Origin of the sequence: Desulfovibrio sp. 86, from assembly GCF_902702915.1 — a bacterium.
Classification (GTDB): Bacteria; Desulfobacterota; Desulfovibrionia; order Desulfovibrionales; family Desulfovibrionaceae; genus Desulfovibrio.
In genome coordinates this window covers 1,190,095-1,208,760 of record NZ_LR738849.1, presented here as the reverse complement: position 1 = coordinate 1,208,760, position 18,666 = coordinate 1,190,095, and the positions used below count along the sequence as shown (strand labels likewise).

The window sequence follows — 18,666 nt, the reverse complement described above, 5'->3', positions numbered from 1 at the left end:
TAAAAGAAAAGCCGCCGTGCCCGCAGGGCACAGAAGCTTATTCTCAAAGGGCAAGCCCTGTTTTGCCTTCTTTTAAGTATCTACGGCGAAGATTTCGCCCCCCCGCCGCGCACAGCGCAAACGCCATCAGCGGCGCAGCCCTACTCCCCGGACTTTTGACGGGACTTCCTGAAGCGGGCCACAAGCTCCCGCACATCCTGCCGCGAAAGTCCGAGCAAGGCGGGCATGGCCACGCAGACTACCCCGACCCCAACGCTGTACAGCACGCCTGAGACAAGAAAACGCGAAAAGGTGTTGAGGTCGCCCAGGCCAACCATGATGGTTCCTTCACGGCACAGCCACGCCAGGGTGAGCAGCACGGCGAGGCTCCATATCTGGTGGGCGAAATTGCGCCAAAAGCTCAGGGGCAGAAAGCGCGAAGCCAGCCATAAATAAACGTTGACCGTGATGATCTGCACGGCCACTGTTTTGATGGCAAGGCCGACGGCTCCCAGGTTCAGTCCCATATACTCCGGCGGGGCCAGCAGAAACCATGCAGTGGTGAAACCGTAAACACACTCAAGGGCCGCCATGTTGCGCAGTACGCGCGTGCGCCCTGTGGCGTGAAAGACCGATCCGGCCAACTGGCCGTAAGCCTGGTGCAGCGGGTAAAGAGCCATGATCTGCACGGGCAGTGTGGCTGCGGCAAATTCCGCCCCGCCAAAAAAGTCCACCAGGGCGGAGCCTTCCACCAGCGTAAAGCAGGAAAAATAGGCCGCAACAACATAGAGCAGAGGAGCGAAGCGCGTGAGCAGGCGTCCCATGGCCTCGCGGTCATTGTGCCCCCAGGCTATGGAAAGCTCGCGCATGATGAGCGGCGTCATGGCCGAAACAAAAAGAAAACAGGCCATGCTGACCTTTTGCGACAGGGCAAAAAAGCCCTGCTGCACGCTGCCGTCAAACCACTGCAAGAGCCAGCGTTCGGCGGTGAGCAGCAGGAACGAGAGCAGCGCCTGCACAAAAAGCGGATGGCTGTAATTGAAAAACTCGCGGCGGTAGGCCTTGCTCTGCCCGTCGGGCAGGCTGAACGCCAGGGCCACCTCGCGGCTGCGCCAGTGGCGGCGCGTCACCAGCCAGTAGCCAAGGGCCATAAGCCCCAGCATGAGGTACTGCTGTGCGAAAAGGGTGTGTATGTTCAGCCAGTCCTGCCAGAACATGAGGCCCAGCAGGGCCACCATGAACAGCGAAACCACCGTGCGCACCATTTCCGAGGCCACAGTGGCTCCCACGGCGTCGTTCATTGAGCGCAGCACCCGTCCCCACCAGGTAAGAAAGGCCCACAACGCCGCCAGGGGGGCCAGCCACAGGGGCACGTCCGGCATGAGCAGATCACCCAGTGCGGGCGCTTGCAGGGCCAGCGCCGCCAGCAGGATGATGCCGAAGACCAGTACGGTCACACGGGCGTAGAATCCCACAAGACCGGTTTCGTTCTGTCGGCGGGACAGGGCATTGTAAAAGCAGGTGGAGGTGCCCATATCCAGAAAGCCGGTAAGCTGCTGAAAAAGGTTGGTGGCAAAGCTGTAGTTGCCGTACATGTGCGGGCCCAGGGCGCGCGGAAGGATCGCCTCCATGACCAGGTAGACGGGTACAGTGGCGATGTTTGCCAAAAGCTTGAAGATGTAGCGGCGCGCCAGCGTCGGGGTGGAGCTTTGCATGCCCGGAAACTACCCCACTTCCTTACGGCCCTCAATAGCGGGCAGCCCTCTGTTGTAAAAAAAGTGGGGCCGTGGCGGCGCGCGCCGTGAAGGCGCAAGCGCCATTTTTCTGCGTGTTGCGCGCAGCAATGGGCGCACGGTAACATCAGGGAATAGTTATTTTTGAAGGAGATCTGCCCGCCCTAGGGGTAGCCCTGGGACCCGCGCCCCGCCGGGCCGACAGGAACCGATATTGTTTACGAGCGTAATATTTTGCCGTATGACTTGACGGTTGCCCGCACGCCGAGTGTGGCGGCGGGAGAGTTTGTTATCACAACGTAAGGATGCCGTCATGGATGAGAGCCGCAGTAAAAAAATGAAATCCGGCCTTGAAAAAGCCCCCCATCGTTCCCTGCTTTATGCTCTGGGTCTGACCAGAGAAGAAATGGACCGCCCGCTGGTTGGCGTGGTCAATGCTGCCAGTGAAGTGGTACCGGGGCATCTGCACCTAAATGCCCTGGCGGACGCAGTCAAGGCTGGTGTGCGCATGGCTGGCGGCACGCCCTTGCAATTCCCTGCCATTGCCGTATGCGACGGCCTGGCCATGAACCACGAAGGCATGCGTTTTTCGCTGCCTTCACGCGAATTTATTGCGGATTCCATTGAAATCATGGCCCGTGGACACGCTTTTGACGCTCTGGTGTTCATACCCAATTGCGACAAGTGCGTGCCCGGCATGCTCATGGCCATGATGCGTCTGAACATTCCCTCCGTCATGGTTTCCGGCGGCCCCATGCTGCCCGGCAATATCGGCCCGAACCAGCGCGGCGACCTCATCACCGTGTTTGAGGCCGTGGGCAAGGTGCGCAGCGGCGCCATCACCGAAGAGGAACTGGAATACATGGCCGAGCGCGCCTGTCCCGGCTGCGGAGCCTGTGCGGGCATGTTCACGGCCAACTCCATGAACTGCATGGCCGAAACCATCGGCGTGGCTCTGCCCGGCAACGGCACCATTCCCGCCGTGAGCGGCGCGCGCATCCGTCTGGCCAAAACGGCTGGCATGCGCGTTATGGATATGCTTGAGCGCGGCATCAAGCCCAGGGACATCGTGACCCCCAAGGCCGTGGCCAACGCCGTGGCTGTGGATATGGCCCTCGGCTGTTCCACAAACACAGTGCTGCACCTGCCCGCCGTGTTCGGCGAGGCCGGGCTTGACCTTGGCCTGGAAATTTTTGACGAGGTAAGCCGCAAGAGCCCCAACCTGTGCAAGCTTTCCCCGGCGGGCAAGCATTACATGGTGGATCTGGACAATGCGGGCGGTATCCCCGCTGTTATGACGGAACTCGACAAGCTGAACCTTATCAATAAAGACTGCATGACGGTCACCGGCAAGACCGTGGGCGAAAACCTGCGCGACGCCCGTGTGCTGGACAGCGACGTCATCCACAGTGTGGACAACCCCTATTCCAAACAGGGCGGCATTGCCATCCTGCGGGGCAGCCTCGCCCCCAACGGCGCGGTGGTCAAGCAGGCCGCCGTTGCTCCGGAGATGATGTGCCGCGACGTGCGCGCTCGGGTGTTCGAGTCTGAAGAAGACGCCATGAAGGCCATTCTTGACGGCAAGATCAAGCCCGGCGACGGCGTGGTCATCCGCTACGAAGGTCCGCGCGGCGGCCCCGGCATGCGTGAAATGCTTTCGCCCACAGCGGCCATCACGGGCATGGGCCTTGGCAAGGACGTGGCCCTGCTGACGGACGGGCGCTTCTCCGGCGGCACCAACGGCGCGGCCATCGGCCACATTTCGCCCGAAGCGGCGGACGGCGGCATCATCGGCCTGGTGCAGGAAGGGGACATGATCCATATCGACATTCCCAACCGCAAGCTTGACCTCATGGTTGACGCCGACGAACTGCAACGCCGCAGCACCGGGCACAAGCCTGTGGAAAAACGCAGCCCCTATCCCGTGCTGCGCCGCTACGCCCACCTTGTGAGCTCTGCGGCCAATGGCGCGAGATACCGGGATATCTAGGGAAACGCTGATTTATTCCGTTTGGCGGTGTTGCTTCACTTTTTTTGAAACAGTCGAGGACGGAAGAGTCCACTCCAGCTTCAAGAAAAGTTCGCGCCTTGCCAAACGAAATAACTGCGCGTTTCCAGGAGGCTCTTTAATCAGTGCTTCCCTGGAGCAATTTCGGTTTGAAATTGCTCCGGAGATTGCGTGAGCAGTCGCCCGCAGCCTTATATAATTGCTGACCCCACGGGCTGTTCTGCCTGTGGGGTTTTATGACCGCGCTCCCCTGGAAGACCTCGCGGAGGACGGCCTGAAATGGCCCGGCGCATCTGCCGGGGTGTTTTGCGTTGGGCGGATGCCCGCCCAAAAGTTCTTATACGGAGAGCGCCATGGCTTTTTTGCACGCAATGGGGGGCGTTTTCGGCCTCATTCTTATGGGTATGGTGGGCTACGTGCTGGCGGGCAAGGGGTGGTTTGGCCCAGAAACCCGCATTCTGCTGCCCCGGCTCATTACCTATGTGGCCCTGCCGCCCTATCTGATGTCCACCATCATGCGGGCCTTCCGCCGCGACGGCCTGCTGGATTTCATTCAGGGGGCGCTGCTGCCCCTGGCCGCAGTGGCGCTGACCTTTGTGCTGGCCATCATTATCGGCAAGATCGCCAGGGTGAGGCGGCAGCATTTTGGCCTTTTTTGCGCCAGCGTGGCCAATTCCAACACCATCTTTGTGGGCATTCCCGTCAATCTGGCCCTGTTTGGCGAAGAGGCCGTGCCCTATGTGCTGCTGTATTATTTCGCCAGCACCGTGTTTTTCTGGACAGTGGGCCAGTACGCCATCACGCGGGACATTGAGGGCGAGGCTCGGCTGATTCCTCTGCGCACCCGCGTCATGCAGATTTTTTCGCCGCCCCTGCTGGGCTTTTTGACAGGATTGCTGCTGATACTCTGCAATGTGGAGCTGCCCTTCTTCCTCCAGGACGCGGCCCGCTACCTCGGCAACATGACCACGCCCCTGGCGCTTATCTTCATAGGCATCACCATGCACGACATGGGCCTGCGCGGCATCACGATCTCGCGCGATCTGGCCCTGGCCCTGTCGGGCCGCATACTGCTCGGCCCGCTGGTCATGTACACGCTGCTGACCTTCTTTCCCGTGGCAGGGCTTATGGGCAAGGTCTTCATCATGCAATCCTCGCTGCCGGTAATGGCCCAGGCGGCCATTCTGAGCGCCTATTACCACACGGACGCGGAGTTCGGCGCCAAGGCCGTGACCATGTCTACCTTGCTCTGCATTGTTACCGTGCCCCTGTACATGACCATTTTGTGATGTGCTTTTGAAATACTTTGTGGGGGAGGGACCCTTTTGCAAAAGGGTCTCCTCCCCCACGCCCCCACCCCCTAAAACTTTTATTTTTAGGGCGGGTAATGGATGAAAAGGGTTAACTGCCCTGCAGGATTTTTCTGAAAATCCTTGTCACGAAATGCGAATGCGAACATTGCAAATGGTAAATGCCCCAAGGGGAAAAGCGTCAAAGCCCGCGCGGAACACGCGAAAAAAAGCAGCCGTCTCTTTGGAGACGGCTGCTTTTTTTGCAGACAGTAACGCTAGTTGCTTGCGCGGTTGGGCGCCGGAGCGGGCGTATCTTAAACGTTGAGAATGTACATTCTCAACGTTGATCTGCTCTTTTGAGCGGCAAAGAATTCTTTATGTGGGCTACTTGGCGCTCTTGGCCAGCACGTCCAGCATGAGGGCGTCCGGCTGCTTGGTGCAGGCGTCCAGAAATGCCTTGATGGTGGCGTCGCTGTTAAGCACAGAGGCTTCGGTTTTGTTTTTGCTGCGGTTGTAACCGTCCAGCCAGATCACAAAGCCGCTGCCGTTGTCAGGGTCGGCATTGTAGTCGCTGCACTTGGTTTTGTCAGCCTGCCAGGTGTCGCCTTCGGGAATGTCCTGGGCCTTGCGCGCCTTGGCCCAGATGTCGGCAACCTTTTCGGTGGGGTGGCTCTGACAGTATGTGTATACTCCGGTAAGCAGAGGGGCCAGAATGTCGGGATGGGCCACGGTGTCGCCCGCACCGGCGCTGACGTAGCCGTCGATCTGAAGCGCTTCAAATATGGGCGGCTGGCCGCCGTCCGTCATGGGCATGGTCACAAGCTCGGCGCAAATAAAGCTATTGGGCGAGATTTTGTCATTGGCGGCCTGGGCCGCCACAGGCAGACCCATCAGCAGGCAACAGAGAACAAGAACTTTCTTCATGGATACTCCCTTGGTGAAAGACTCGTTCTTCCATTACCCACAGGGGCGCGTCTGTCAACAGGCAATACCTTGCCACAGGGGCTGCCGCTGGCGCGGTCGCGCACAAGGCATGCCCCGCACACAGGCAAGGCGCGCGCGTTAGCCAGCCTGTACCCCCCTTTTTGGGCCTTGCAACCGCTGCCCCTATCCTTTGTGGCCTATGCCGGAATGCCGTCCGGCAGCACGCGCCCTTCACGCATCTGGACGCAACGCCCGGCCAGCGCCGCATAGTCGGGGTTGTGGGTGACCATGACGATGGTCAGCCCTTCACCATTGAGTTCACGCAAGAGCTGCATGATGGCATCGCCCGTGGTCATGTCCAGGCTGCCCGTGGGCTCGTCGGCAAAAAGCATGCGCGGGCCGGATGCCAGGCCCCGTGCGATAGCCACGCGCTGCTGTTCGCCGCCCGAAAGCTCGGAAGGCAGGCTGTTTTGCTTGTGCTCCAGGCCCACGCGCTCAAGGCAGCTCACGGCCCTTTGGCGCTGCTGCGCGCTTATGCCGCGAAAGCCGTTGGCCCCCGGCAGCAGGACGTTTTCCAGCACCGACAGGTAGGGCATAAGGTGGTGGGCCTGAAAGATCATGGCAAAGGCGTTGTTGCGCAGGCGGTCGCGCTCCTGCTCACGCATGGCGGCAAGATCGGCCCCCTGAAACAGCACCTGGCCGCTGTCCGGCTCCGTAAGGGTGGAGAGCACATTGAGCATGGTGGATTTTCCGGACCCGGAGCGGCCCGTCACTGCCACAAACTCGCCTTCTTCAATGCGCAGGTTTACGCCGCGCAGCACGGGCGCGGCCTGAACGCCCGCCCGGTAGGATTTAACTATATCAATTGCTTCAAGCATATATATGTATCCTTATGGCTACAGCGAGGTGAGCGCTTCCGCCGGATTGGCGCGGGCCGCCTTGCATGCGGGAAAGGCGGCGGCCAGCACCGCCAGGGCGCTTGCCATCAGTCCGTAGCCGAACAGGGCCGCGAAGGAAAAGGCCGGATAGGCCGCAGCCTCTATCTGCATGGCCACAAGCACCTTGCTGCCAGCCGCGTATCCCGCCGCATATCCCGCCACGCCAGCCAGAAAGCCGATAACAAGGGCTTCGGCGGCAAAGATGAAGAAAACCGCCCGGCGCGAAAAACCCACAGCGCGCAGCAGGCCGATTTCCTTGCGGCGTTCGTTGACGGAAACCAGCATGGACATGACCACCATAACGCATGCGGAGAACAGGATGACCACCGTCACCACAAGGGCCATGTTCTGCGCGAAGGAAATGGAGTACATGCGCTGGGCCACCACCTGCCGCAAGGCCCGGATGTCCTGGCCGGGCAGGGCCGCGCCCAGTTCGTTGACAATATCCTCAATGGGGCAGCCGGAGCAGAGCGCGGCCGCTTCGATAAAACTGGCCGCGTCGGGCGCGTGAAAAAGTTTCTGCGCTTCGGGCAGATGGGCAAAAAGAACGCTGTCGTCATCGCTGCCCGTGGGTTGCAGCACGCCCTCCACAAGGTACTGCGCGCCATTGAGCCAGATTGTCTGCCCAGGGCCAAGCTTGAGACGCTCCGCCACGGTTGCTCCGGCCAGCAAATGGCGCTCGGGCGTAAGCGTCTGATCCGGGTGCTGTGCTGCGGTATGCTGCCCGTCGGGCGCGTCAGGTCGTGCGGCGTCCAGCATGGCGGTATGGCCCATGTCGGCCTGCGCGGGGTTGAAATCCTGCCCAGCGTGTCCTGGTTGTCCCGCATGGAAATCAGGGATGTCCATAATGCCCGCGCAGCAGTCGTCGTTATCGGCTGCGGAGGAAAAGGCATTGGGAGCACTGGAGCCGGGCACGGGAGCCACGGCTGTGCCTGTCATGGCTGGGGCCGTCATGTTCGCGCCCGACATATTTGTGCCCGCCGTGCCGGTGGTTGCCATGTTGGGGCCGGGCGCGGGAGCTCCGGGGGTGTCAGCCTGGCTGGCGTGTTTGGCGTGCTGCCCTTCAAGGCGCTGCATGAGCGGGTCGGGGGCCTGCATGGTTGCAACGCCGGGGATGGAACCTTGCGCATGCCAGAACTGCTTTAACTCCACTTCGGACTCAAAATTGACGCCCACAAGGGGCACAAGCACTGGGGTTTCGCCTGCCTTTGCGGCAAAGGCCACAAGGCCCGCGAGCTTGGGGGCCACCACGGATATTCTGTCCCGGAGGGGGATGCCCTCAATGGCGCGCTGGGTTTCGGCCAGGGGAATATAGCCGTTGTCCACCGTGGCGTTGCCAAGAGGGATGCCGCCATAGGAAATCTGGAGGGTTTCCCTCTTGGGGGTAATGGCGATGTTGGCTCCGAAGGCGCTGAGTTTTTTTTCAAATCCTTCGGCCACGGAGGAAGACACGTTGTTGAGGGCGGTAATGGCCGCCACGCCGAGCAGAAAGACCGACAGCAGCGCGGCGGAGCGCCCCCATTTCTGCCGCAGGCAGCGTAAGGGAATGGTTATGATGTTCATGTATTACCGGGACCCGAAAAACTTGACGCCAGCCTGAAGTTCCGTTGCCGGAATGACGACGGTAGCGTCTGAAAGGCTGTAGGCCACGGGGTGCGGATTGCAGCCGCCCTTGCGGAGGCCGATGCGGTCGGCGTGAAAAGCCATGCCGCAGTTCTGGCAGACCATTGAATCGCCCTGCTGTTTGTACCCCTTGCCCGAAGCCCAGCAGGAATCGCAGGCATCCAGAGCCACGCGGACCTTTCCGGCGGAATCCAGCAGGGCAAAAAAGATCACGTCGGTTCCGTCAATCTTGACCTTATAAAAAGAAGCCTTGACGCTCACGCCGGACACGGGCAGCGAAACGGCCCCGTCCTTGACTTCCAGCACGGTTTCCTTGCTGAAGAGGTTGCCGAAAGGCCCGGCCTGGGCAGGGGCTGCAAAGAGGGCACAGCAAAGGGCAAGGGCCGTCAGAAGCAGGGCGCGAACCTGCCGGTCAAAGGGCAACGGCAGGGCCTTGGCGGTGGAATATCCTGTGGTGTGGGGGTGACGCATGTCTTCTCCATAATTGTCTGTAGTGGCTTGCGATGTGTGATCGCGTGTTTTCATATCTTTTTAGTATGGAAACACATTTCAGGAATTATTTCCAGTGTTTTTCTCTTCTGTCTGAGGAGAGAAAAATCACTGTTAATTAGGGTAGTTTTATCTTTGAGTGATGTGCGTTCAGCCTTCTGCGGGTCCTGTTGGAGGCAGCAGGTTTTTTGCAAGAGACTGAGACAGGAATAAAAGAAAACACTGATTAAAGAGCCTCTTGGAAACGCGCAGCTGTTTCGTTTGGCAAGGGGCGATCTTTTTTTGAAGCAGGAGCGGACTCTTCCGTCCTCGACTGTTTCAAAAAAAGTGAAGCAAGGCCGCCAAACGGAATAACTGCGCATTTCCCAAAAAATAAAAGTTTTAGGGGGTGGGGGCGTGGGGGAGGAGACCCTTTTTCAAAAGGGTCCCTCCCCCACAGATCAGTGCAACACTCCACTTGCCCTTGCCACATGGCATATAAATAAACGTGGGGGAGGGGCCTTTTATCAAAAGGTCCCTCCCCCACAAATCATTCCAGCATCAACGCTCTCTACATTTCAGGCGGCAGTTCCTGCAGTTCTTTCCAGGTAAACACCGGGCCGTCCACGCAGACGTAGCGCCCGCCGATGTTGCAGCGGCCGCAGATGCCGATGCCGCACTTCATGCGCTTTTCAAGGGTGGTGACGATGTTTTCCGGGGCGAACTTGAGTTTTTCCAGAGCCTGCACCGTGAACTTGATCATGATGGGCGGCCCGCAGAGCACGGCCACGCAGTTTTTGGGATCGGGATTCAGTTCGGTGAGCACGTTGGGGATAAGGCCGACCTTGTGTTCCCATCCTTCAAAGGGCGCGTCGATGCACAGGGTGCAGTCCAGATCGTCGCGGCGCAGCCAGTCTTCAGTTTCATAGCTGAAGGCCATGTCGCGGGGGGTGCGCGCGCCGTAGAGCAGGCTCACCTTGCCGTAATCCTTCCTGTTTTCCAGAATGTGCATCATGATGGTGCGGATGGGGGCCATACCGATGCCGCCGCCCACGAAGAAGATGTCCTTGCCCTTCCAGTCATTGTAGGGAAAGAAGTTGCCCAGCGGCGCGCGCACGCCCACCTTGTCGCCGGGCGACAGGCGGTGGATGGCGGCGGTGACTTCCCCTGCCTGCATGACGGAGAACTGCAGATAGTTCTTCTGCGACGGCGGCGAGTTGATGACAAAGGTGGATTCGCCCGCGCCAAAGACGGAGAACTGCCCCACCTGACCGGGTTCGTAGGTGAAGTTTTTCATGGCGTCGGCGTCGTCGAGCACCACGCGAAGGGTGCGGATGTTGCCTGTCTCCTGAATAACTTCAGCCACGGTGGCGGGCATGGGCAGGTACGGGTTGCCCGCAGGCTGCGGGCGGGGCGTTATTTCACGCAGCATGCCGCCCTTGGCCTGGGGCTGGCCCTTGGGCGCAGCCGCCTGCGCGGCTTCGGGCTTTGCCGCTTCGGTCTGGACTTCAGCGGCCTTGGCCGCGGCTGCGGGAGCGGCCGCCTGGGAGTCGTTTGTGGCTTTGGTAGTATTCTTCTTGGTTGCCATGTCTGCTCCTACTCGGCTTTGGGCTGCTTGGCTTCCAGCGCTGCCAGTACGATGGCGCGGATGTCCAGACAGACGGGGCAGTTGCTGATGCACCGGCCACAGCCGCTGCAGGAGAACGAACCCCAGTTTTCAGGATAGGTGGAGTACTTGTGCGAAACGCGGTTGCGCATGCGGAAGGCTTTTACGGTGCGGGGGTTATGCCCGCTGGCCTCACGCGTGAACAGCGACGACATGCAGTTGTCCCAGCTGCGCAGGCGGCGGCCGCCTTTTTCGCTCAGGCCTTCACCTTCGTCGGTGATGTTGAAGCAATAGCAGGTGGGGCAGAAGTAGGTGCATGCGCCGCAGGACAGGCAACGGTCGGTCTGGTTTTGCCAGAACTCCACATCCGTGAACAGGGCCGCCAGTCTTTCCGGGGCTTCCTTGAGATTGGGGGCGGGCACAAGGCTGGCCCAGGCTGCCTTGCGCACTTCCTCAACCTTGGAGAAGCGGTCAGCGCCGTCTTCCAGCGAAGAGGCGGCCAGCAGTTCCTCACCCTTGGGGGTGATGGCCTGAAGCACGTAGCCGCCCTCGATTTCGGTCATGAGAATGTCCGAACCTTCAGGAGAGGTGGGGCCGCCGCCAACCCAGTGGCAGAAGCAGGTATTGCAGCCGGAGTTGCAGGTCAGGCTGATGACGGTGAGCGCCTCGCGCCGGGCCTTGTAGTAGGGGTCGGCGAAGGGTCCCTTGAGATAGGGCCGGTCAAGGACGACGTAGCCGCGCGCGTCGCAGGGGCGGGTGGCGAAAACCACCGTGGCTTCGGCCTCGGGCTTGTCGTCAAGCTGTATGGCTACGCGGTCCGGATTTTCCGGGTCCTTGCTTTTTTTGTAGCGCACCAGGGTTTCGCTCTGGGGCAGCACGGCCTCCTTGGCGGGCACGGTGGCTTTTTCAAGGGTGAAGGCCATGCCTTCGCGCCAGGGTTCAAACACCACCGAGCGCTTGGCCGCAGGCTTTTCCACGGGCACAAGCACGCGATTGCCTTGTTGCGAGAGAAAGGCCAGAAAGGCGGGCAAACCGTCGGGGGTTACAAATCGGGTCATGCTCATTTCCAGTCCCTCTCATGGATGTTCTTTTCTTCCACTTCATAGCCCAGCAGCGGCGGCACGTCCTCGGCATTGAGGCCGGACTTGTAGCCGTCAAAGAGCTGACCCACGGCGCGGGCGATCTGCTGGCGCAGGGCAAGGATGGGAATGCCCACGGGGCAGGCCCGCTGGCATTCGCCGCAGCCCGTGCAGCGACCGGCAAGGTGCATGGCGTGTATGGTCTGGAAGAACAGTTTTTCCTTTACGCTGTCGTCCTGCGTCATCCAGTGCGGGTCGCGGCTGTCGGAAACGCAGAAGTCGCGGCAGACGCACATGGGGCAGGCATTGCGGCAGGCGTAGCAGCGCAGGCAGCGATCCATCTGGCCGCGCCAGAAGGCCATGCGTTCTTCAAGACTCATAGAGTCCAGCAGGGCCAGTTCCGGCGGGGTATAGGGGCCTGCCTCCACCTTGACGGGCATGCCGAGGCGCGTGTCGGCCAGCACCGCCGAGGGCGTGGTACAGCCGTAGCATTTGCCCTGGGCGTAGTCGGTCATGCAGAAGCGGATGGGCTTGCCGTCAGCCGTGATGGTGACGCCAGCCTCGTCATACTCCACCTTGTCGATCTTTGTGTACCGGCCAAGACCCTGGTTGACGCGGGCCATATCCAGCGTGCCCTCGCAGGGCATGGCGAAGATGGTCACGTCCTCGCGGCGGATGAGCTTTTCCTGCAGCAGTTCCACCACGGAGCGGGAGTCGCAGCCCTTGACCACGATGCCGACTTTCTTGCCCTTGAAGGAGGGCAGGTACACGGCGAGGTTGTTGACGTTGAAGGGCCCCCACACGAGCTTGTCCACGTCTTCGGGCGTCTTCATGAAGATGGGCACGGTATGGGCGGCGTCATAGCCTTCGCCCCAGCCGAGCACCATGTCCAGTTCGGGCAGTTTGGCCTTGATGGCGTCCTTGAGTTCGCCGAGGGCGGCGCTTTGCCCTGTGCCCAGAGGCCGCAGCGAGGTAAGCGCCATGTCGGCTATCTTGAGCAGCGGTTCGGGATCTTCAAGGCTGGGCGCGGGGCCGAGCTTGTGGATGCGGTCGGTAAAGAGCGTCACCACTTGCTGCCAGCGCTGGCCTTCGGAAGCCGAAACCCAGGTGTATTCAAAGCGGCGGTCGTCAATGCCAAGTACGGGCAAAAACTGCTTGAGCACCTCAAGACGGCGGCGGGCGTAGAAGTTGCCGGCCGCGTAGTGGCAGTCGCGCGGATGGCAGCCGGAAACCAGCACGCCGTCCGCCCCGTTAAGCAGGGCCTTGACGATGAACAGGGGGTCGATGCGGCCCGAGCAGGGCACACGTATGATACGCAGATCCGTGGGCTGTGTGGCGCGGGCCACACCAGCTGTGTCGGCGCCGCCATAGGAGCACCAGTTGCAGAGAAAACCCACAATCCGCAATTCTTTGCCTTCTAACACTGGCATAGCGCGTTAACCTCCGCAAGGATCTGGTTGTCTGTGGCGTGTGAAAGCTGGATGGCGCCCTGCGGGCAGGTGGCCGTGCAGAGGCCGCAGCCCTGGCAGACGGTTTCGATAACCTGCGCCTTGCCTTCGCCCCGTACTTCCACTTCCTTGATGGCCCCGAAGGGGCAGCACTGGATGCATTTGCCGCAGTTGACGCAGCGGCGCATGTCCACCTGGGCGATCTGCGGGTCACTCTCAAGCTTGTCCTTGGAGAAGAGAGCCAGCACCTTGGCGGCAGCGGCGGAACCCTGGGCCACGGAGGCGGGAATGTCCTTGGTGCCCTGGCACACGCCAGCCAGATAGACGCCGGCGGTGTTGGTTTCCACTGGCTTGAGCTTCACATGGCTTTCCATAAAGAAGCCGTAGCTGTCGTAAGAGATGCGCAGCTTTTCGGCCAGCTGGGGCGCGCCCTTGCTGGCTTCGATGCCCACGGCCAGCACCACGAGGTCGGCCTTGATTTCAATGGCCTGGCCCATGAGCGTGTCCACGCCCATGACCACAAGCTGGCCCTGCCCGTCGGGATAGATCTGCGAGACGCGCCCGCGGATGTATTCCGTGCCGTATTCTTCCATGGTGCGGCGGGTGAACTCGTCGTAGAGCTTGCCCGCTGCGCGGATGTCCATATAGAAGACGTAGGACTGGGAATCGGGGATGTGGTCCTTGGTCAGGATGGCCTGCTTGGCCGTGTACATGCAGCAGAAGCCCGAGCAGTAGGGCCGCCCGATGGACTTGTCGCGCGAGCCGACGCACTGCACGAACACGATGTTCTTGGGCTCCTTGCCGTCCGAGGGGCGCACGATGTGCCCGGAGGTGGGGCCGGAGGCGTTGAGCAGGCGTTCGTACTGCAGGGACGTGATGACGTCGGGGTACGCGCCGCCGCCGTATTCCTGGTACACTGTCCAGTCCATGAGGTCATACCCGGTGGCGGCGATGATGCTGCCCACTTCAACGGTGATGATCTCGTCTTCCATGTCATACTTGATGGCCCCTGTGGGGCAGATCTTGGCGCACACGCCGCACTTGCCCTTGACAAACTGGCGGCAGTGGGCGGCGTTGATGACGGCCTTTTTGGGAATGGCCTGGGGAAAGGCTATGGTGATGGCCGTGGTGTCGCTCACAAGTTCGTTGAAAGCGTCGGGCGTTTTTTTGCTGGGGCATTTTTCGGTGCAGGCCCCGCAGCCCGTGCACAGGCTCCAGTCCACATAGGTGGCGCGCTTGCGGATCTTGACCGTGAAGTTGCCCACATAGCCCGAAATGTCTTCCACTTCGGAGTAGGCGTAGAGCGTGATGTTGGAGTGCTGGGCCACGTCCACCATCTTGGGGCCGAGAATGCAGGCGGAACAGTCCACAGTGGGGAAGGTCTTGTCCAGCTTGGCCATCTTGCCGCCGATGGTGGCGTCGCGCTCGACGAGCACCACGGGCACGCCGCCGTCGGCGCAGTCGAGAGCGGCCTGAATGCCCGCCACGCCGCCGCCGATGACCAGCACGCGCTTGTTCACGTCAAAGCTCTTGGCCAGGAGCGGCCTGTTGTTGCGCAGCTTTTCCACGGCCAGCAGCACGAGCTCTGCGGCCTTGTTGGTGTTGGCGTTCATGTCGCGGCCGATCCACGAAACGTGTTCGCGGATGTTGGCCATTTCAAGCATGTAGCGGTTCAGACCCGCGCGTTCCACCGTGCGGCGGAAGGTGGGTTCGTGCATGCGGGGCGAACAGGAGGCGACCACGACGCCGTCAAGCTTGTGTTCGTGAATGGCGGCCTCAATGGCGGCCTGGCCGGGTTCGGCGCAGGTGTACATGGGGTCGTCGGCATAGACAACGTCGGGGTAGGCGCGGGCAAGTTCCGCCACCTTGGCGCAGTCAACAGTGCCCGCGATATTGCTGCCGCAGTGGCAGACGAAAACACCTATTCTCATGACCTGCCTCCTTCAGCGGCCTTGGAGCCGGCGGCGGAGTCGCGCCGCAGTTCGTCCAGCTTGCGGATGAGGCCGTCGGCGCTGACGCGCAGCTTGCCGAGCCCCAGGTCCTTGTGGTCAAGGCCAAAGGCTATGCCCATCATCTGGGTGAAGTAGAGCACGGGCAGGTTGAAGGACGTGCCCATTTCCTTGGATGCCTGCGGCTGGCGCAGGTCAAGGTTCATCTGGCAAAGAGGACAGGCCACGATGACGGCGTCCACGCCAAGCTGGGTGGCAAGGTCGAGGATGCGGCCAGAGTTGCGGGCCGTCATGGGGCGCTCGGGTATGCCGAAGGACGCGCCGCAGCAGGCCGTCTTGAGGGGAAAGTCCACCATTTCGGCCCCACAGGCGGCCAGCATGCTTTCCATAAGGGTGGGATTTTCCGGGTCGCCGAAGTTCATGATTTCCGCCGGGCGGCTCATGAGGCAGCCGTAGTAGGCAGCCAGGCGCAGGCCCTTGAGGCTCTTGCGCACGCGGGCGGCGATGGCTTCCATGTCAAAGTTTTCGGCAATGCCCTGCATGACCGAGGTCACGGGCGGGAAGGTCTTGGCAGAAGGCCCGTCGAGCAGTTCGTCCACCCGCACGCGAAAGGCGGGGTCTTCCATACGTTTGGAGGCCAGCTTGAGGTTGGACAGGCAGCTCGGACAGGGGGTGAGCACAAGCTCGGCCTCCTGCTGGGCGGCTATGTCCAGGTTGCGCACGCAGAGCGCGGCAGAAAGCTCGGTGTCCACGGCGTGGGCCGGGGTGGAGCCACAGCAGTTCCAGTCGGGAATGTCCACAAGGTTGATGTCCAGGGCCTTGCAGACGGCCTGGGTGGACAGTTCATAGTCCTTGGAAGACCCCCTGGCCGAGCAGCCGGGGTAGTAGACAAAATTCATGGGCGAACCCCCTCGCGTTTGGCGCGTTCTTTATAGCGCTGGAAAATGCGTGAAACCGGGGCGGCTCCCTGGGGCAGCACATGGGGCTTGAGGCCGAGCTTGCCTTTTTTGAGGGCTTCGGGGGCCAGGTCCACGTCTGTAAAAACGCGCATGGAGCGCATCATGAACAGGGCCATGGTGCCTATTTCATAGGTGCGGCCAAAGGCGCGCACGGTGTCAAGAAAGGAAAACCAGAATTTCTCCACCTTGGGCACGGTCACGCGGCCTTCCTTGCGGGCCATGTGACGCAGTGTCTCCATTATGCCTGCCACGTCGATATTGTTGGGGCAGCGGAGACTACAGGTGGAACAGGACAGGCACATCCAGATGGAGCGCGAATTGAGCACTTCATCTCTGAGGCCAAGCTGTATGGCCCGCATGATCTTGTTGACCTGAAGGTCATAGGCGAGCCCTGCCGGGCAACCGGCGGTGCAATTGCCGCATTGATAGCAGGTAGACACGTTTTGGCCGCTTAGCGCCTCCACTTCCGCCGTAAAGGCGGCATCGCGCATCCGGCTCAGATTGATGGCGTCGTTCATGAGAACTCTCTGGTTAGAGGCTGAGAGGGAGGACCCTCAGGACAAATAATAATGGCATAACGAGTAACGCAGAAAAATGTAAAAAGCTAGTTCCAGTGTAGAGGAATGTACTGGAACTAGCTCAAGTTTATTTGTTCATATGTATGACGGCATTGCGTGCAGCGCGCAAGCCAAGAAGATAACTGGCCGGGCCAAAGCCGCAGATGCTGCCCGTGCAGGCGCATGACAGCACGGAATCGTGCCTGAAGCTTTCACGGGCGTGCACGTTGGACATGTGCACTTCCACCACAGGTATTTTCAGTATGGCCAGGGCCTCGGCAATGGCATGGCTGTAATGGGTCCATGCTCCTGCGTTGATGACAAGGGCCTGGATGTCTTCGTCCAGAACCTTGTGGATGCGCTCCACCATTTCGCCTTCATGATTGGTCTGAAAACATTCCACCGTAACGCCGAGTTCCGCGGCCAGCGTTTCAAGCCCGGAATCTATCTGGGCCAGGGTGGCTGTGCCGTAATGGGTGGGATCGCGCCTGCCAAACATGTTCAGGTTGACGCCGTGCAAAACTAGTATGCGCATATGAACCTCGCTTGCGTCTGGCCGACGACGGGGGGAATCCGGCGGCCCGGGCTTGCGCCCTGTATATACTCCACGGCGGCCGCAAGCGCGCCTGTGGAATGGTGTCGTGATCCAAACTTTGCGGCTTGGGCTGGCACGGCTGCCCGTCAGACTGCCTGCTCCTGAAGCCGTTCGTATAAAATCGTCCGTGCGTAGTTGTTCGCCCGAAACTTGCGGCCGAAACCGTTCACGCTTAACCGTCCGCCTGCAGTTGTTCGCCCGTATATGTTCGCCCGAAGTCTAGTGAAGCAAGTCCGCCAAACGGGATAAATCAGCGTTTCACTAATTTGCGGCCAGGGCCGCTTCCAGGGCGCGCCGCGACTCCTGGGGCAGGCATTGGCCCGTCCACAGGCGGAACTGGGCGTCGCCCTGGCCGAAAAACATGTCCATGCCAGATATGCAGCGCCTGCCGTGGCGGGCGGCGTCGCTCAGAAAGAGTGTTTGCAGCGGGTTGTACACGATGTCATAGGCCAGAGCAGTTGTTGTGGCTGCATCTTTTTCACTTTTTTTATCCGCGAGCTCAAAAAGATAGGGTGTTTCGTTTTCGGCCTTGCCGCGCATGCCAAGGGGCGTGGTGTTGACCACAAGCCGGGCTGGAACCTCGTGCCGCTGCGCCCAGGGCAGGGGCGTCAGGCCGAATTCTTCGGCCAGGGGCAGGTGCGAGGCGTCGGAGGGCGTACAGATGAACACCGTGCCCGGCCTGCGCTCCCCGGCAAGGCTCGTGAGTCCGGCGGCGGCGGCTCTGGCCGCGCCGCCCGCGCCGAGCAGGAGCACGTTTGCGTTGTGCAGGTTTTCCTGCGCCAGGGGGGCCATGAATCCGGCCACATCGGTATTTTCTCCGCAGAGCCGGTCTCCCTGCCAGTAGAGAGTGTTTACCGCGCCCACTTGCCGCGCCAGAGGGCTGGCCGCGTCCAGCAGGGGCAGCAGGGCGACCTTGTGGGGAATGGTGACGGAGCAGCCGCCAATACGCAAGGTGCGCACGCTGTCCACAAAAGCGGGCAGACGCTGGGGCGGAATTTCCCAGCGCAGATACAGGGCGCGCAGCCCGAGCGTTGTAAAGCCGGTATTGTGCAGAAGAGGGGAGAGGCTTTGCGCCAGAGGCCAGCCCGTGACGCCGTAAAGAACTGTTTCGGCGGCGCTCTGCGCTTCGGGTGGAAGATTTTTCCTGCCTGAAGCAGGGATGTCTGACGGTATGGAAGCATTCATGGCTTCGGCTTCTCCATGCTGTTGCCGTGCCGCCTCACAACCTGATGGCGGGCAGGGCCGCCGTCTGAAAAGGGTGGATACGGCAATGTAACCCGTGGCGTAGCCCGGGATGATGTTCAGGCCAGCAACCACACGCAACGCCATGTGGTTCCGGCAGGCCCGCCGGAAAAAGGCAGACCCCGAAGACAGGACGTGCAATACACCCGAAAGTAAAAGCAAGTCTCTAGCAAATTTGACATTTTTGCACAACATGCCGCATTGTGTGCATTTGGAGTCAGTAGTATACCATTTGTGAAAATAATAAAAAAGCCCCTTTGCAGGGG

15 protein-coding genes are annotated in these 18,666 nt (G+C 60.7%); 2 read left to right on the top strand and 13 right to left on the bottom strand.

Annotation, left to right across the window (positions count from 1 at the left end; all coding sequences use genetic code 11):
* Window positions 1-140: 140 nt before the first annotated feature.
* Window positions 141-1,694 (bottom strand): lipopolysaccharide biosynthesis protein, encoded by a 1,554-nt coding sequence (locus tag DESU86_RS05200; RefSeq protein ID WP_179980072.1) that lies wholly within the window; start codon window positions 1,692-1,694, stop codon window positions 141-143.
* 331 nt (window positions 1,695-2,025) lie between these two features.
* Here DESU86_RS05200 and ilvD point away from each other — a divergent pair, with 331 nt between their 5' ends.
* Both ilvD and DESU86_RS05190 read left to right on the top strand, forming a co-directional pair.
* Entirely contained in the window at window positions 2,026-3,702 is a 1,677-nt protein-coding gene (ilvD, locus tag DESU86_RS05195; protein WP_179980071.1) for a dihydroxy-acid dehydratase, read from the top strand.
* 371 nt (window positions 3,703-4,073) lie between these two features.
* A complete protein-coding gene (locus DESU86_RS05190; protein ID WP_179980070.1) occupies window positions 4,074-5,009 on the top strand; it encodes an AEC family transporter in 936 nt (311 codons plus the stop codon).
* Window positions 5,010-5,396: 387 nt separating this feature from the next.
* Here the strand turns inward: DESU86_RS05190 and DESU86_RS05185 are convergent, their stop codons facing one another.
* The 12 genes from DESU86_RS05185 to DESU86_RS05130 form a co-directional block, all read right to left on the bottom strand.
* The gene (locus DESU86_RS05185; RefSeq protein WP_179980069.1) at window positions 5,397-5,936 is read right to left on the bottom strand and encodes an HdeA/HdeB family chaperone; all 540 of its coding nucleotides are present in this window, start codon (window positions 5,934-5,936) and stop codon (window positions 5,397-5,399) included.
* A 197-nt stretch (window positions 5,937-6,133) separates the two neighbouring features.
* Complete coding sequence (locus DESU86_RS05180) at window positions 6,134-6,814, bottom strand: ABC transporter ATP-binding protein (RefSeq protein ID WP_179980068.1); 681 nt, start codon at window positions 6,812-6,814, stop codon at window positions 6,134-6,136.
* A gap of 18 nt (window positions 6,815-6,832) precedes the next feature.
* Entirely contained in the window at window positions 6,833-8,437 is a 1,605-nt protein-coding gene (locus tag DESU86_RS05175) for an ABC transporter permease (RefSeq protein ID WP_179980067.1), read from the bottom strand.
* 3 nt (window positions 8,438-8,440) lie between these two features.
* On the bottom strand, window positions 8,441-8,968 hold the full coding sequence (locus tag DESU86_RS05170; protein ID WP_179980066.1) for a DUF2318 domain-containing protein: 528 nt from the start codon (window positions 8,966-8,968) through the stop codon (window positions 8,441-8,443).
* 568 nt (window positions 8,969-9,536) lie between these two features.
* The gene (locus tag DESU86_RS05165) at window positions 9,537-10,397 is read right to left on the bottom strand and encodes an FAD/NAD(P)-binding protein (protein ID WP_179981726.1); all 861 of its coding nucleotides are present in this window, start codon (window positions 10,395-10,397) and stop codon (window positions 9,537-9,539) included.
* A 164-nt stretch (window positions 10,398-10,561) separates the two neighbouring features.
* Window positions 10,562-11,635, bottom strand: a complete 1,074-nt coding sequence (locus tag DESU86_RS05160) for a 4Fe-4S dicluster domain-containing protein (protein WP_179980065.1) — start codon at window positions 11,633-11,635, stop codon at window positions 10,562-10,564.
* The gene (locus DESU86_RS05155; RefSeq protein ID WP_179980064.1) at window positions 11,632-13,080 is read right to left on the bottom strand and encodes a hydrogenase iron-sulfur subunit; all 1,449 of its coding nucleotides are present in this window, start codon (window positions 13,078-13,080) and stop codon (window positions 11,632-11,634) included. The genes DESU86_RS05160 and DESU86_RS05155 overlap by 4 nt, the downstream gene beginning before the upstream one ends.
* Entirely contained in the window at window positions 13,068-15,029 is a 1,962-nt protein-coding gene (locus tag DESU86_RS05150) for a CoB--CoM heterodisulfide reductase iron-sulfur subunit A family protein (RefSeq protein WP_179980063.1), read from the bottom strand. The genes DESU86_RS05155 and DESU86_RS05150 overlap by 13 nt, the downstream gene beginning before the upstream one ends.
* Window positions 15,026-15,946: a CoB--CoM heterodisulfide reductase iron-sulfur subunit B family protein gene (locus DESU86_RS05145; RefSeq protein WP_179980062.1), complete on the bottom strand. Its 921-nt coding sequence runs from the start codon at window positions 15,944-15,946 to the stop codon at window positions 15,026-15,028. Before DESU86_RS05145 ends, DESU86_RS05150 begins: the two co-directional genes overlap by 4 nt.
* Window positions 15,943-16,524: a 4Fe-4S dicluster domain-containing protein gene (locus tag DESU86_RS05140; RefSeq protein WP_179980061.1), complete on the bottom strand. Its 582-nt coding sequence runs from the start codon at window positions 16,522-16,524 to the stop codon at window positions 15,943-15,945. The genes DESU86_RS05145 and DESU86_RS05140 overlap by 4 nt, the downstream gene beginning before the upstream one ends.
* Before the next feature lie 127 nt (window positions 16,525-16,651).
* Window positions 16,652-17,098 (bottom strand): type II 3-dehydroquinate dehydratase, encoded by a 447-nt coding sequence (gene aroQ, locus DESU86_RS05135; RefSeq protein ID WP_179980060.1) that lies wholly within the window; start codon window positions 17,096-17,098, stop codon window positions 16,652-16,654.
* 321 nt (window positions 17,099-17,419) lie between these two features.
* Complete coding sequence (locus DESU86_RS05130) at window positions 17,420-18,487, bottom strand: shikimate dehydrogenase family protein (protein ID WP_232088272.1); 1,068 nt, start codon at window positions 18,485-18,487, stop codon at window positions 17,420-17,422.
* Window positions 18,488-18,666: the final 179 nt, after the last annotated feature.

Excerpts from the sequence above, each read along its gene's own strand:
- DESU86_RS05200 (WP_179980072.1), bottom strand. The coding sequence starts at position 1,694 with ATGCAAAGCTCCACCCCGACGCTGGCGCGCCGCTACATCTTCAAGCTT.
- ilvD (WP_179980071.1), top strand. The coding sequence starts at position 2,026 with ATGGATGAGAGCCGCAGTAAAAAAATGAAATCCGGCCTTGAAAAAGCC.
- DESU86_RS05190 (WP_179980070.1), top strand. The coding sequence starts at position 4,074 with ATGGCTTTTTTGCACGCAATGGGGGGCGTTTTCGGCCTCATTCTTATG.
- DESU86_RS05185 (WP_179980069.1), bottom strand. The coding sequence starts at position 5,936 with ATGAAGAAAGTTCTTGTTCTCTGTTGCCTGCTGATGGGTCTGCCTGTG.
- DESU86_RS05180 (WP_179980068.1), bottom strand. The coding sequence starts at position 6,814 with ATGCTTGAAGCAATTGATATAGTTAAATCCTACCGGGCGGGCGTTCAG.
- DESU86_RS05175 (WP_179980067.1), bottom strand. The coding sequence starts at position 8,437 with ATGAACATCATAACCATTCCCTTACGCTGCCTGCGGCAGAAATGGGGG.
- DESU86_RS05170 (WP_179980066.1), bottom strand. The coding sequence starts at position 8,968 with ATGCGTCACCCCCACACCACAGGATATTCCACCGCCAAGGCCCTGCCG.
- DESU86_RS05165 (WP_179981726.1), bottom strand. The coding sequence starts at position 10,397 with ATGCTGCGTGAAATAACGCCCCGCCCGCAGCCTGCGGGCAACCCGTAC.
- DESU86_RS05160 (WP_179980065.1), bottom strand. The coding sequence starts at position 11,635 with ATGAGCATGACCCGATTTGTAACCCCCGACGGTTTGCCCGCCTTTCTG.
- DESU86_RS05155 (WP_179980064.1), bottom strand. The coding sequence starts at position 13,080 with ATGCCAGTGTTAGAAGGCAAAGAATTGCGGATTGTGGGTTTTCTCTGC.
- DESU86_RS05150 (WP_179980063.1), bottom strand. The coding sequence starts at position 15,029 with ATGAGAATAGGTGTTTTCGTCTGCCACTGCGGCAGCAATATCGCGGGC.
- DESU86_RS05145 (WP_179980062.1), bottom strand. The coding sequence starts at position 15,946 with ATGAATTTTGTCTACTACCCCGGCTGCTCGGCCAGGGGGTCTTCCAAG.
- DESU86_RS05140 (WP_179980061.1), bottom strand. The coding sequence starts at position 16,524 with ATGAACGACGCCATCAATCTGAGCCGGATGCGCGATGCCGCCTTTACG.
- aroQ (WP_179980060.1), bottom strand. The coding sequence starts at position 17,098 with ATGCGCATACTAGTTTTGCACGGCGTCAACCTGAACATGTTTGGCAGG.
- DESU86_RS05130 (WP_232088272.1), bottom strand. The coding sequence starts at position 18,487 with ATGGCGTTGCGTGTGGTTGCTGGCCTGAACATCATCCCGGGCTACGCC.